Annotated in this window: 12 protein-coding genes and 1 riboswitch; of the genes, 8 read left to right on the top strand and 4 right to left on the bottom strand. The window is 55.2% G+C overall.

Annotation, left to right across the window (positions count from 1 at the left end; all coding sequences use genetic code 11):
* Nucleotides 1-50: 50 nt before the first annotated feature.
* Nucleotides 51-1,478, top strand: a complete 1,428-nt coding sequence (gene hldE / locus ACMGGR_RS02415; RefSeq protein WP_246759917.1) for a bifunctional D-glycero-beta-D-manno-heptose-7-phosphate kinase/D-glycero-beta-D-manno-heptose 1-phosphate adenylyltransferase HldE — start codon at nucleotides 51-53, stop codon at nucleotides 1,476-1,478.
* A gap of 55 nt (nucleotides 1,479-1,533) precedes the next feature.
* Here the strand turns inward: hldE and ubiK are convergent, their stop codons facing one another.
* Complete coding sequence (gene ubiK / locus ACMGGR_RS02420) at nucleotides 1,534-1,821, bottom strand: ubiquinone biosynthesis accessory factor UbiK (RefSeq protein WP_246759919.1); 288 nt, start codon at nucleotides 1,819-1,821, stop codon at nucleotides 1,534-1,536.
* A 147-nt stretch (nucleotides 1,822-1,968) separates the two neighbouring features.
* Nucleotides 1,969-2,121, top strand: a riboswitch (FMN riboswitch).
* A 96-nt stretch (nucleotides 2,122-2,217) separates the two neighbouring features.
* Here ubiK and ribB point away from each other — a divergent pair.
* Entirely contained in the window at nucleotides 2,218-2,874 is a 657-nt protein-coding gene (ribB, locus tag ACMGGR_RS02425) for a 3,4-dihydroxy-2-butanone-4-phosphate synthase (protein ID WP_246759920.1), read from the top strand.
* A gap of 718 nt (nucleotides 2,875-3,592) precedes the next feature.
* A complete protein-coding gene (gene ygiD / locus ACMGGR_RS02430) occupies nucleotides 3,593-4,375 on the top strand; it encodes a 4,5-DOPA dioxygenase extradiol (RefSeq protein ID WP_414148075.1) in 783 nt (260 codons plus the stop codon).
* Between the two features lie 4 nt (nucleotides 4,376-4,379).
* Here the strand turns inward: ygiD and ACMGGR_RS02435 are convergent, their stop codons facing one another.
* The 3 genes from ACMGGR_RS02435 to tolC form a co-directional block, all read right to left on the bottom strand.
* Nucleotides 4,380-5,540 (bottom strand): glutathionylspermidine synthase family protein, encoded by a 1,161-nt coding sequence (locus ACMGGR_RS02435; protein WP_246759922.1) that lies wholly within the window; start codon nucleotides 5,538-5,540, stop codon nucleotides 4,380-4,382.
* A gap of 2 nt (nucleotides 5,541-5,542) precedes the next feature.
* Nucleotides 5,543-6,211 carry a DUF1190 family protein gene (locus ACMGGR_RS02440; protein ID WP_246760122.1) on the bottom strand — a complete coding sequence of 223 codons (669 nt, stop codon included), beginning with the start codon at nucleotides 6,209-6,211 and terminating at the stop codon, nucleotides 5,543-5,545.
* Between the two features lie 143 nt (nucleotides 6,212-6,354).
* On the bottom strand, nucleotides 6,355-7,827 hold the full coding sequence (tolC, locus tag ACMGGR_RS02445) for an outer membrane channel protein TolC (protein WP_414148076.1): 1,473 nt from the start codon (nucleotides 7,825-7,827) through the stop codon (nucleotides 6,355-6,357).
* Nucleotides 7,828-8,041: 214 nt separating this feature from the next.
* Here tolC and nudF point away from each other — a divergent pair, with 214 nt between their 5' ends.
* The 5 genes from nudF to parE are packed head-to-tail and all read left to right on the top strand — an operon-like array spanning nucleotide 8,042 to nucleotide 12,485.
* On the top strand, nucleotides 8,042-8,677 hold the full coding sequence (gene nudF, locus ACMGGR_RS02450; protein ID WP_246759924.1) for an ADP-ribose diphosphatase: 636 nt from the start codon (nucleotides 8,042-8,044) through the stop codon (nucleotides 8,675-8,677).
* A complete protein-coding gene (locus ACMGGR_RS02455; RefSeq protein ID WP_246759925.1) occupies nucleotides 8,674-9,099 on the top strand; it encodes a DUF1249 family protein in 426 nt (141 codons plus the stop codon). The genes nudF and ACMGGR_RS02455 overlap by 4 nt, the downstream gene beginning before the upstream one ends.
* Nucleotides 9,100-9,133: 34 nt before the next feature.
* Nucleotides 9,134-9,961, top strand: coding sequence for a 3',5'-cyclic-AMP phosphodiesterase (cpdA, locus tag ACMGGR_RS02460; protein ID WP_246759927.1), 828 nt, complete (start codon nucleotides 9,134-9,136; stop codon nucleotides 9,959-9,961).
* Between the two features lies 1 nt (nucleotide 9,962).
* The gene (gene yqiA, locus ACMGGR_RS02465) at nucleotides 9,963-10,541 is read left to right on the top strand and encodes an esterase YqiA (RefSeq protein ID WP_414148077.1); all 579 of its coding nucleotides are present in this window, start codon (nucleotides 9,963-9,965) and stop codon (nucleotides 10,539-10,541) included.
* Between the two features lie 48 nt (nucleotides 10,542-10,589).
* Entirely contained in the window at nucleotides 10,590-12,485 is a 1,896-nt protein-coding gene (parE, locus tag ACMGGR_RS02470; protein ID WP_246759930.1) for a DNA topoisomerase IV subunit B, read from the top strand.
* The last annotated feature ends 65 nt before the right edge of the window (nucleotides 12,486-12,550 follow it).

The following is a 12,550-nucleotide window of genomic DNA, read 5'->3' on the forward strand; positions in this document are numbered from 1 at the left end:
TATCATCGCGCGCACTATTTTTTGACTGATTGCAGCCTGGAGTATCTGGAATGAAAATTACGCTGCCCGATTTTAACCGTGCGGGTGTTCTGGTTGTTGGCGACGTGATGCTGGATCGCTACTGGTATGGGCCAACCAGCCGTATCTCTCCCGAAGCTCCGGTTCCGGTGGTGAAGGTAGACAATGTGGAAGAGCGTCCCGGCGGCGCGGCCAACGTGGCGATGAACATTGCCTCGCTTGGCGCCAGCTCTTGTCTGGTCGGCCTGACCGGCGTGGACGATGCCGCGCGCGCGCTGAATGAAACGCTGACCAACGTTAACGTGCAGTGTGATTTTGTGGCCGTTACCACGCATCCAACCATCACCAAACTGCGCGTGCTCTCCCGCAACCAGCAGCTGATCCGTCTGGACTTTGAAGAAGGATTTGACGGCATTGACGTCGAACCGCTGCATCAGCGCATTCGTCAGGCGCTACCGGCGGCGGGCGCTCTGGTGCTTTCAGACTATGCCAAAGGCGCGCTGGCCAGCGTAGAAAGCATTATTCGTATCGCCCGTGAGGCAAACGTACCGGTGCTGGTCGATCCCAAAGGCACGGATTTTGAACGTTATCGCGGCGCGACTATCCTGACGCCAAACCTTTCAGAATTTGAAGCGGTAGCGGGCAAGTGCAAAGACGAAGCGGAAATTGTCGAGCGTGGCATGGCGTTGATGCAGCAGTTTGAGCTGTCGGCGCTGCTGGTTACGCGTTCGGAAAACGGCATGACGCTGTTGCAGCCTGGCAAAGAGCCTTTCCATTTACCTACGCAGGCGCAGGAAGTGTATGACGTGACTGGCGCAGGCGATACGGTCATTGGCGTACTGGCCGCCGCGCTGGCCGCAGGCAATACGCTGGAAGAGAGCTGCTTTTTAGCTAACGCCGCCGCAGGCGTGGTGGTAGGCAAGCTGGGTACGTCCACCGTCTCCACGGTTGAGCTGGAAAACGCGATTCGCGCCCGTCCTGAATCAGGCTTTGGCGTGATGACGGAAGCGCAGTTAAAAGATGCGGTTGCGCTGGCGCGTCGTCGCGGCGAAAAAGTGGTGATGACCAATGGCTGCTTTGACATTCTGCATGCCGGGCACGTTTCCTATCTTGCCAACGCGCGTAAGCTCGGCGACCGCCTGATCGTGGCCGTTAACAGCGACGCCTCTACCAAACGGCTGAAAGGCGAAAGCCGTCCGGTCAATCCGCTGGAAAACCGCATGATCGTGTTAGGCGCGCTGGAAGCCGTCGACTGGGTGGTGGCGTTTGAAGAGGATACGCCGCAGCGAGTGATTGCCGATATTCTGCCGGACCTGCTGGTAAAAGGCGGCGATTACAAACCGGAAGAGATTGCGGGCAGTGAAGAAGTTTGGGCAAACGGCGGCGAAGTGCGCGTGCTGAATTTCGAAGACGGTATCTCTACCAGCAACATCATTAAGGCGATTCAGTCGAAAAAGTAAGTCTGAACGTAACCGACCAGGGTGCCGTGATAATCGCGGCACCTTGTCAGAAAATTTACTGCATATCTTCTGTTTTCAACACTTCTTTCGGCGTGTTATCCACGTGACGGCTTTCCAGCTCGGCAATGCGGCTTTCCAGCGCCGCCAGTTTTTCGCGGGTGCGCAGCAGTACCTGCGTCTGCACGTCAAACTCTTCGCGGTTAACCAGATCCAGACGGGTCAGCTGTGACTGTAAGGTCTGACGAATCTTCTTCTCGACGTCGTCGCCAAACTCGCGGATCCCTTTTGGCATAGATTCATGAACCTGGCGGGCAAGTTGTTCAATTTTTTTTGGGTCAATCATGGCGGCTTCCTGATAGCGACAAAGTTTTGTTAAGTGTAATGCCATAACCTGAAAGGTTAAACCCAAAAACGCCAAAGCGACAAAATGGCTAAGGATTTGCCTGTTTTGTTCGTTGCCCTGCTATTTTTTCGGCGTTATAGTAAACGGGCTTATTCTCAGGGCGGGGCGAAATTCCCCACCGGCGGTAAATCAGCTACGGCTGAAAGCCCGCGAGCGCTTCAGATCTTCCAGGTCTGAAGGTCAGCAGATCCGGTGTAATTCCGGGGCCGACGGTTAAAGTCCGGATGGGAGAGGGTAACGTATCCTGTCGGGCTTATACCCGCCTCGCCGTTATTTTTTGCGCTCCTAAGTTCGCCCTGATTCTGGTAACTCATAGAAAACAAAGGATTACTTACCATGAATCAGACGCTTCTTTCTGAATTTGGCACGCCGGAACAGCGTGTTGAACGTGCCATCGACGCCTTACGCAACGGGCGTGGCGTGATGGTGTTAGATAATGAAGATCGTGAAAACGAAGGCGATATGATTTTCGCCGCAGAAACCATGACCGTTGAGCAGATGGCGCTGACCATCAGACACGGCAGCGGCATTGTTTGCCTGTGCCTGACTGAAGAACGTCGTCGCCAGCTTGAACTGCCGATGATGGTGGAAAACAATACCAGCTCTTTTGGTACCGGTTTTACCGTCACCATTGAAGCGGCGGAAGGCGTCACCACCGGCGTTTCTGCTACAGATCGCATCACCACTATCCGCGCCGCTATTGCTGATAACGCCAAACCGAGCGATTTACATCGTCCGGGACACGTGTTTCCTCTGCGCGCGCGCGAAGGCGGCGTATTGACCCGCGGCGGCCATACGGAAGCCACTATCGATCTGGTTACGCTGGCCGGTTTCAAACCCGCTGGCGTACTGTGCGAGCTGACCAATGACGATGGCTCTATGGCACACGCGCCGGAAGCTATCGAATTTGCAAAGCAGCACGCTATGCCGGTCGTCACCATTGACGATCTGGTTGCCTGGCGCCGTAGCCGCGAAACGCGTCAGGCAAGCTAGGCTATTTCGGCTGTTTACCCGCACTGCGTTAACAGCCTTGCCAGGATCCCGCTACGGCGGGATCGGGCTATTATCAATCTGAAAAACCATTAACTGAACCTGATCGCCCGCCTGCATCACGCTCTTGATCCTGCTTCTTTACTCCGCACCTGCTTTTTTACTTCGCGCCTGCTCTTTTACTTCGCACCTTGCTCTCTTTGCTCCGCTCCTTGCTCTTTTTACTTCGCACCTTGCTCTTTTTACTTCGCTCCTTGCACTCTTTGCTCCGCACCTTGCTCTCTTTACTTCGCGCCTGCTCTTTTTACTTCGCTCCTTGCTCTTTTTACTTCGCTCCTTGCTCTTTTTACTTCGCGCCTGCTCTTTTACTTCGCACCTTGCTCTTTTTATTCCGCGCCTGTTCTCTTTATTCCGCACCTTGCTCTCTTTACTTGGCACCTTGCTCTCTTTACTTCGCGCCTGTTCTCTTTATTCCGCCTTTGCTTGCTGCGCTGTAAGTCGTTACAACATTAAACAGGCATGCACCCCATACCTGTCTGTACGTCATAGCGTGGATCTTTGTCTGGCACGACGCTCATGCCCACAGCTTGTTAATAAAAAACCTCTGGAAAAGCATTTTTTTTACTCAAAATTACTGACGATCATCATCAGGCTTATCCGGGTTTATCCAGGCAAAAAAGAGCGTAACCTGGTGGCTATAAAGTTACTCAGAGGAATTATCATGACGCATTCGATGCCTGCGCTATTTCTGGGACACGGCAGCCCGATGAACGTGCTGGAAGAAAACATATATACCGAAGCCTGGCGCAAGCTGGGACAAGATCTGCCGCGCCCGAAAGGGATTATTGCCGTCTCCGCACACTGGTACACGCGCGGCACGGCGGTAACCGCAATGGAAAACCCCCGCACCATCCATGATTTTGGCGGCTTTCCACAGGCGCTATTTGATACGCGCTATCCCGCGCCGGGGTCCCCTTCATTAGCAAAAAAAGTGGCGGAAGCGCTTGCTCCCGTAGACGTGCAGCTGGATCGCGAGTGGGGCTTCGATCACGGTAGCTGGGGCGTGTTGATAAAAATGTACCCGGAAGCGGATATCCCGGTGGTGCAGCTTAGCGTGGACGGGACGAAACCTGCCGCATACCATTTTGAACTGGGCCGCAAGCTGGCCGCGCTGCGTGAGCAGGGCATCATGATCGTCGCCAGCGGCAACGTGGTGCACAATTTGCGTATGGCTCGCTGGGCGGCACAGGCGGAACCTTATGACTGGGCCGCGTCGTTTAATAACTATGTTCGCGACAATCTGGCATGGGAAGGCGCAGCGGAGGAGCATCCGCTGGTTAACTTTATGCAGCATGAGGGGGCCGGACTTTCTAATCCGACGCCTGAGCACTATCTGCCGTTGCTTTACGTGCTGGGCGCACGGCTGCCGGGCGAAGCCGTATCCATACCGGTAGACGGGCTGGAGATGGCTTCGCTAAGTATGCTTTCGGTACAGATTGGCTGAAAGCTTACTCAATAAACGTATGCGGATAAAAGCGCGAAAGATCCTGGGTGATCAGGGCACGATCTTCACGCAGACCAATACCGGCTGGCAGATCGTCTATCAGCCAGCTACCGATAAGCGTATAGCTGTCGCCAAATTTTGGTAGCGGATGGAACTGCTGAACGATCATGCCTTCTTCACCATAAGGGCCATCTGCGCGAGCGATCTCTTTGCCGTTTTCCACAATGCGGATGTTGGCGCCTTCACGTGAAAATAGCGGTTTAACCACATATCTATCCATCGCCGGGACGCTGTCTTCAGCAAAATAAGCGGGCAGCAGGTTAGGATGATTGGGAAACATTTTCCACAGCAGCGGCAGCAGTGCCTTATTGGAAATAATGCTTTTCCAGCCCGGCTCCAGCCAGCGCACGCCCGCGTCGGCCAGCTTGGTAGAAAAGGTTTCCCGCAGCATAAACTCCCAGGGGTAGAGCTTGAAGAGATTGCTAATCACCTGGTCGTGAACATCGGTAAACTGGCCTTTTTCGCCCAGGCCAATTTCGTCGATATAGAGAAACTCGCTCGGCAAGCCCGCTTCCGTCGCACAATCCTGCAGATATTGCACCGTGCCGCGATCTTCATCCGTATCGCGGCAGCAGGCAAAATGCAGCCAGCTGAAGCCGTGCTGCTGATGCAGTGCCGCAAAGCGCTCTATCAGCTTCTCCTGAAGGCTATTGAACTGATCGCTACCGGCAGGTAGCCGCCCAGCGCTGAGCTGATCCTCCAGCCAGATCCACTGGAAAAAAGCCGCCTCGTACAGAGAAGTTGGCGTATCGGCGTTATTCTCCAGCAGTTTAGCATCGCCATGACCGTCCCATGCCAGATCCAGACGCGAATAGAGCGAAGGCTGGCTGGTCTTCCAGGATGTGCGGACAAAATCCCAGGTATGCTTTGGAATGCGGAACTTAGCCAGCAGCTCTTCGCTGTTGACCACTTTGTCCACCACCTGTAAACACATCTGATGCAGTTCGCCGGTTACGTCTTCCAGCCTCTCAATCTGCTGCAGCGTGAACTGGTAGTAAGCATCTTCGCACCAGTAGGGCTCGCCGTGCATGGTATGGAAGCGAAAGCCGTATTCAGTGGCTTTTTCGCGCCAGTCGGGGCGTTCTGCAATAGCCAGACGTTGCACGTTTAACCTCCGAAAGTCCGGCGGGAACCGGACGTTGCGCTGCTGCGCTGCATAGTGGACTGCTTCGCGACGCTTTCACCAAAGCCGCCGCGCGTTACCGTGCTGGTGGTCATTGGTTTTGGCGCCAGCGCGGATTTTGGTACGGTCATAGTGCGGCCCGGCGTGGCGGCACCAAAGCTTTTACCGCTGGCGTCAACGAATTTGCCGTTGGCCGGGCTGCCCGGCGAGCGTGAGGTAAACAGCGGCTGCTGCGCAAAGCCTGCACCGCCGCCCATCAAGCGTCCCATCATATAACCCGCCATCAAAGGCATCCAGAAGCTGCCGCTTTGCTGCGACTCTGCATTGGTCGTGCCGACCCCGGCCTGAGCAGGCGCTTTCTGACACTGGCCTTCGCCAAATTCCGCCACGCAGTCTTCGCGGGTAGCATATTTTGGCGCGGTCTTCTCCGCCTCTTTTTTGGCATTATTGTAAGCAGTGGTGCACTGCTCGCTCTTGCCGGGATTGGCTGAAGAACAGTCATCGGCGTTCTGATACAGCGAGACGGTTTCATCCGTTTTTTCACAGCCGGCAAGCATAAACACCGCGGTAACCGCCAGGGCTACCGGTGTAAGGTGACGTGCGCTCCAGCTTTTGCGAAAGGAGGCATGGTTAATTTTTTTTGTCCGTTTCATCATATTTCGTCCTGAGCCCAAAGGTACTGCTTAGGATAGGGGAACGACGGTGGAAAATGAAGCAACAGGTAAGGGTTGGTAAGGGATCTTTACTTAGTTATACGTTTGAAATTAAAAGGGGCAGCGTCGCTGCCCCAAAACGCTTAGTGGCGGAAGGGGTTGCCGCTATGCGTACGTGCAGCAGCCGGAGCCGCAGCGCGCTGCACCGCAGGCGAAGCCGCAGTCTGCGTGCCGTTTGCTGCTGCATCCTGCTGCGTGTTTTCCGGTGCAACCGCTTCTGGTGAGGTAGGCACTTCTTTGCCCAGACGGCTGTTCAGCATTTGCAGATCCTGCTCGTTCAGCGTGCCCAGAGCCGATTTAATATTCAGCTCGTTAATCATATAGCTGTAACGCGCGTTGGAGAGCTGCTGCTTGGCGTTGTAAAGCGTGGTGGTGGCATCCAGCACGTCAACGATAGTGCGCGTACCCACCTGATAACCCGCTTCCATCGCATCCAGCGAGCTTTGCGCCGAGACCACAGCCTGCTTATAGGCGTTGATGCTGCTGATAGAAGCATTAACGTTATTGAAGGAGGAGCGTACGGTCTGTACTGCGGTACGGTGCGCGCTCTCCAGCTGCTCGCTGGCGGCAACATAAGAATACTGCGCCTGCTTCACCTGCGACGTCACGGAACCGCCGCTATACAGCGGTAGCGTAAAGCTCAGGCCCACCTGGTTGGAACCAGAGATGCTGTCCTGATAGGCGGCGCTGTTGGCGCGGCTGCCGCCATATTTGCTGTTGGATAAACCGGACTGCGCCGTTAAATCCAGCGTAGGCATGTGGCCGGTTTCGTAGTAGCGGATCTGCTCGCGTGCCAGATCCTGGTTCAGACGCGCGGAAAGCAGGTTAAGGTTACGGCTTTCCGCTTCTTTCAGCAGCGCGTTAACCGGCTGCGGCTTTTGCGTTTGAAAGCTGTCTACGTTAAGCGAGGCCAGGCTTAAATAGTAGTTACCGGTTACCTGGCGCAGCGTTTCAAGATTGTTGTCCAGGTTATTGCGGGCCGTTACCTCACTGGCCAGCACGCTGTCATACTGCGCGCGCGCGTTCTGTACGTCAGTAATCGCCACCAGGCCAACATTAAAGCGCTGGGTGGTTTGATCCAGCTGACGGTAGATCGACTGTTTCTGCGCTTCGGTATAGGAAAGCGTGTCGATAGCGTTTAATACGTTAAAATAAGCGGTAGCGGTATTGAGAATCAGGTTCTGCTGCGCGGTCTGGTAGGTGACGTCCTGAACACCTGCCGTTTTCTCCTGGAGCGTCAGCGCGCGCCATTTCGACATATCGAAAATGGTCTGCGTCAGCTGCAGCGTGCCGCTGGTCGTGTTGGAGTGCAGACCACTGCTGTCACGATAACCGTTGTTGTAAGTATAATCAGCACCCAGGCCCAGCTGAGGCAGTAAAGGGCTGCGTGCTTCGTTGATTTTCTCAAACGCGGCATCGCGATCGGCTGCAGAACTGCGAAGATCAGGGTTAGACAAGCGAGCCTGCTGATAGATCTGCAGCAGATTTTCCGCCTGGCTGGCGACGCTGAAGCCGCCCAGGCCCAGGCCGATAAGTAAAGGGAGCAGTTTCTTCATTTGCATTCCTTGTTGTGCAGCAATGTTGCTATGGTAGCGCTGTTGTAAGCCAAAAAAATTATCGCCGATTCTACCAGAGTAAACGAAAAAGATAAGTTGGCTGAAAGTGCCATGTTGCCACAATTTACTTAAATTAATCATTAAGTACTACCAGCCTGGCGGATTCTGGCGGCCATTTTGCATTTTCCGCAATATCGATAAAGGAGAACAAACGATGAGCGACGAGAAAAAATACCCGGTGACTTTCACCAAAAACGATGTAGAAATTATCGCACGAGAAACATGCTACAAAGGTTTTTTTTCGCTCACTCGTTACCGCTTCCGTCATCGTCTGTTTAACGGCGGTATGAGCAAAGAAGTCGCGCGGGAAGTTTTTGAACGCGGTCATGCTGCCGTGCTGCTGCCTTACGATCCCATCAGCGATCGGGTTGTGCTGATTGAGCAAATCCGTATTCCTGTTTTTGACAGCAGCCCAACGCCCTGGCTGTTAGAATTAGTGGCCGGTATTATCGAACCGGGCGAAACGCCGGAAGAGGTTGTACGGCGTGAAGCAGTAGAAGAAGCCGGAATCAAACCCGCTCGCGTTAAGCCAGTGCTCAGCTATTTGTCGAGCCCTGGCGGCACCAGCGAGCGGCTGGAGATTCTGGTGGGCGAAGTGGATGCCAGCGTGGCGCAGGGAAACCACGGTCTGGAGGAAGAGAATGAGGATATTCTTGTGCACGTGGTAAGCCGTGAGCAGGCTTACCGGTGGGTGGAAGAGGGGAGAATAGACAACGCGGCCTCGGTCATCGCTCTGCAATGGCTGGAACTGCATCATAAAAAACTAAGAGACGAGTGGAAAAACGAATGATAAAGCGCTACGTGCCTGATTTCCCTGAAATGATGCGGATCTGCGAAACCAATTTCGCGCAGCTGCGTCGTCTGCTGCCGAAAGAAGATCGGGCGGGAGAGTCAGTCACCTGGCAGGTCAACGGGGCAAGTTATACGGTGACTATCCAGGAATCAACGCGTTACACTACGCTGGTAGAAATAAAGCAGACCGCGCCAGCCGTGAGTTACTGGAGCCTGCCGGCCATGTCCGTACGGCTCTATCACGATGCGATGGTGGCGGAAGTGTGTTCAACTCAGCAGATCTATCGCTTTAAAGCACGCTATGATTATCCAAATAAAAAGCTGCATCAGCGTGATGAAAAGCACCAGATAAACCAGTTTCTCGCAGACTGGCTGCGCTACTGTTTGGCGCACGGCGCAATGGCTGTTCCGGTATGGTAGGTCAGCGGGACAGCGTTAACCCTAAGGATTTTGATTGGATAGCCTGTTAAAACTTCCTGTGGAGAGTGGTTTCCGGGCAAGAGTTCTGCAGATAACCGACACTCATCTTTTTGCAGGTAAACATGAAACGCTGCTGGGTGTGAACACCTGGGCCAGTTTTGACGCGGTGCTGCAGGCCGTCTCCGCCTGCGAACAGCCGTACGATCTGATCGTCGCAACTGGCGATCTGGCGCAGGACCATACTGTCGAAGCCTATCAGCACTTTGCTGAGGGTATCGCTCGTCTGCCTGCGCCCTGCGTCTGGCTGCCGGGCAATCACGATTTCCAGCCCGCCATGTTTAACACGCTGGCCGAAGCGCAAATCGCGGACGAAAAGCACGTACTGCTGGGCGACCACTGGCAAATCGTCCTGCTGGACAGCCAGGTTTTCGGCGTACCGTACGGCGAGCTAAGCGACTATCAACTGGACTGGCTGGAAAAGACGCTGGCGATTGCGCCTGAACGCCATACGCTGGTGCTGCTGCATCATCATCCGCTGCCTTCAGGTTGCAGCTGGCTCGATCAGCACAGCCTGCGCAATCCGCATATGCTGGAAGCAGTCCTGCAACGCTATCCGCTGGCGACCACGCTGCTTTGCGGCCATATTCATCAGGATTTAGATCTCGACTGGAACGGCCGTCGCCTGCTGGCCACGCCTTCCACCTGCGTGCAGTTCAAACCGCACTGCACCAATTTTACGATTGATTCCGAAGCACCGGGCTGGCGCTGGCTGGATCTGTATACGGACGGCCGGGTAGAGACTCAGGTTGAACGCCTGCAGACGCGCGCGTTTAATCCCGATCTCGATTCGGAAGGATATTAAGATGGCCACGCTGATTTATCTGCACGGGTTTAACAGCTCGCCTCTGTCCGCCAAGGCGACGCAGTTCCGGCAGTGGCTGGCGACGCACCATCCGCAAATTCAGGTAGAAGTGCCGCAGCTGCCGCCTTTTCCCGCAGACGCGGCGCTCATGCTCGAAAACCTGATTATGGGCCTGTCGGGCGAAGCGGTGGGTATTGTGGGCTCGTCGCTGGGCGGCTATTACGCGACCTGGCTTTCGCAATGCTTCACGCTGCCGGCCGTGGTGGTCAATCCGGCGGTGCGGCCTTTTGAGCTGCTGGTGGATTATCTGGGGCTGAATCAGAACCCGTACACCGGTCAGCATTATGTGTTAGAGTCACGCCATATTTACGATCTGAAAGTAATGCAGATTGACCCGTTAGAGTCGCCGGATTTGCTCTGGCTGCTGCAGCAAACGGGCGACGAAGTGCTCGATTACCGCCAGGCTGTGGGCTACTACAGCGCCTGCCGCCATACGGTTGAAGAGGGCGGCAATCATGCTTTTATCGGATTCGAACGCCATTTCTCCCCGATCCTTGATTTCCTGGGCCTGTCGGCCTGAGGCGGGACGCGGAGACCTACTCATTCTCTAGCCACCAAGATTTATACGATGACTCAATCCAGCTATAACGCTGACTCCATTGAGGTACTCAGCGGCCTTGAACCCGTTCGTCGCCGTCCGGGAATGTATACCGACACGTCACGCCCTAATCATTTAGGTCAGGAAGTGATCGATAACAGCGTGGATGAAGCGCTGGCGGGCCACGCCAAACGCGTCGAAGTAATCCTGCACGCCGATCAGTCATTAGAAGTCATTGATGACGGGCGCGGCATGCCGGTGGATATCCATCCGGAAGAAGGCGTGCCGGCAGTTGAACTGATCTTTTGCCGTCTGCATGCGGGCGGTAAATTTTCGAATAAAAACTACCAGTTCTCCGGCGGCCTGCACGGCGTGGGGATTTCGGTGGTCAATGCTTTGTCAACGCGCGTGGAAGTGACCGTACGCCGTAACGCTGAAGTTTACGAAATGGCGTTTGAAAACGGCGATAAAGTGCAGGATCTGCACGTCACGGGCACCGTCGGCAAACGCAACACCGGCACGCGCGTGCGCTTCTGGCCTGATGCGTCGTTTTTTGACAGCCCGCGCTTTTCCGTTTCGCGCCTGAGCCATCTGCTGAAGGCGAAAGCCGTGCTCTGTCCGGGCGTGGAAATCGTCTTTAAAGACAAGGTCAACAACACAGAGCAGAGCTGGTGCTACGCCGACGGTCTGACGGACTATCTGTCAGAGGCGGTCAACGGCCTGCCGACGCTGCCGGAACAACCTTTCGTTGGCTCCTTTGCGGGCGATATTGAAGCGGTCGATTGGGCGCTGCTATGGCTGCCGGAAGGCGGCGAGCTGCTGACGGAAAGCTACGTCAACCTGATCCCGACCATGCAGGGCGGCACGCACGTTAACGGCCTGCGCCAGGGCTTGCTGGACGCCATGCGCGAGTTTTGCGAATACCGTAATATTCTGCCGCGCGGCGTGAAGCTGTCGGCGGAAGATATCTGGGATCGCTGCGCTTACGTCCTGTCGGTAAAAATGCAGGATCCACAGTTTGCCGGTCAGACTAAAGAGCGCCTCTCTTCTCGCCAGTGTGCGGCGTTTGTTTCCGGCGTGGTCAAAGACGCCTTTAGCCTGTGGCTGAACCAGAACGTACAGGCGGCAGAAATGCTGGCCGAGCTGGCCATCTCCAGCGCGCAGCGACGTATGCGCGCCGCGAAGAAGGTCGTACGTAAAAAGTTAACCAGCGGCCCGGCGCTGCCAGGTAAGCTGGCGGACTGTAGCGCGCAGGACTTAAACCGCACGGAGCTTTTTCTGGTGGAAGGGGATTCCGCAGGCGGCTCGGCCAAGCAGGCGCGCGATCGTGAATATCAGGCGATTATGCCGCTGAAGGGGAAAATCCTGAATACCTGGGAAGTCTCTTCTGACGAAGTGCTGGCGTCGCAGGAAGTTCACGATATTTCCGTGGCTATCGGCATCGATCCCGACAGCGAAGATATGAGCCAGCTGCGCTACGGCAAAATCTGTATCCTGGCCGATGCGGACTCCGATGGTTTGCATATTGCCACGCTGCTCTGCGCACTCTTTGTGCGCCATTTCCGCGCGCTGGTCAAAAACGGTCACGTCTACGTGGCGATGCCGCCGCTCTACCGCATCGATCTGGGCAAGGAAGTCTGGTATGCGCTGGATGAGGAAGAGAAAGCGGGCATTCTGGATCAGCTGAAGCGCAAGAAAGGCAAGCCTAACGTGCAGCGCTTTAAAGGGCTGGGCGAGATGAACCCGCTTCAGCTGCGCGAAACCACGCTGGATCCTAACACCCGTCGTCTGGTGCAGTTAACCATCGATGATGATGAAGTGGAACAGACGCTGGCGGTGATGGACATGCTGCTGGCGAAGAAACGCTCGGAAGATCGCCGCAACTGGCTGCAGGAAAAGGGCCATACGGCGGAAATCGAGGTTTAAAGATCGGTTGCCAGTGATGAAAACCCGGTTCAGCTGAACCGGGTTTTTTGTTTTTAAGCACCGCC

The organism is Erwinia sp. BNK-24-b, assembly GCF_047456155.1.
Classification (GTDB): domain Bacteria; phylum Pseudomonadota; class Gammaproteobacteria; order Enterobacterales; family Enterobacteriaceae; genus Erwinia; species Erwinia phyllosphaerae.

What these genes read in the sequence shown, in the direction of transcription:
- hldE (WP_246759917.1), top strand. Translation starts at nt 51, where the DNA reads ATGAAAATTACGCTGCCCGATTTTAACCGTGCGGGTGTTCTGGTTGTT.
- ubiK (WP_246759919.1), bottom strand. Translation starts at nt 1,821, where the DNA reads ATGATTGACCCAAAAAAAATTGAACAACTTGCCCGCCAGGTTCATGAA.
- ribB (WP_246759920.1), top strand. Translation starts at nt 2,218, where the DNA reads ATGAATCAGACGCTTCTTTCTGAATTTGGCACGCCGGAACAGCGTGTT.
- ygiD (WP_414148075.1), top strand. Translation starts at nt 3,593, where the DNA reads ATGACGCATTCGATGCCTGCGCTATTTCTGGGACACGGCAGCCCGATG.
- ACMGGR_RS02440 (WP_246760122.1), bottom strand. Translation starts at nt 6,211, where the DNA reads ATGAAACGGACAAAAAAAATTAACCATGCCTCCTTTCGCAAAAGCTGG.
- tolC (WP_414148076.1), bottom strand. Translation starts at nt 7,827, where the DNA reads ATGAAGAAACTGCTCCCTTTACTTATCGGCCTGGGCCTGGGCGGCTTC.
- nudF (WP_246759924.1), top strand. Translation starts at nt 8,042, where the DNA reads ATGAGCGACGAGAAAAAATACCCGGTGACTTTCACCAAAAACGATGTA.
- ACMGGR_RS02455 (WP_246759925.1), top strand. Translation starts at nt 8,674, where the DNA reads ATGATAAAGCGCTACGTGCCTGATTTCCCTGAAATGATGCGGATCTGC.
- yqiA (WP_414148077.1), top strand. Translation starts at nt 9,963, where the DNA reads ATGGCCACGCTGATTTATCTGCACGGGTTTAACAGCTCGCCTCTGTCC.
- parE (WP_246759930.1), top strand. Translation starts at nt 10,590, where the DNA reads ATGACTCAATCCAGCTATAACGCTGACTCCATTGAGGTACTCAGCGGC.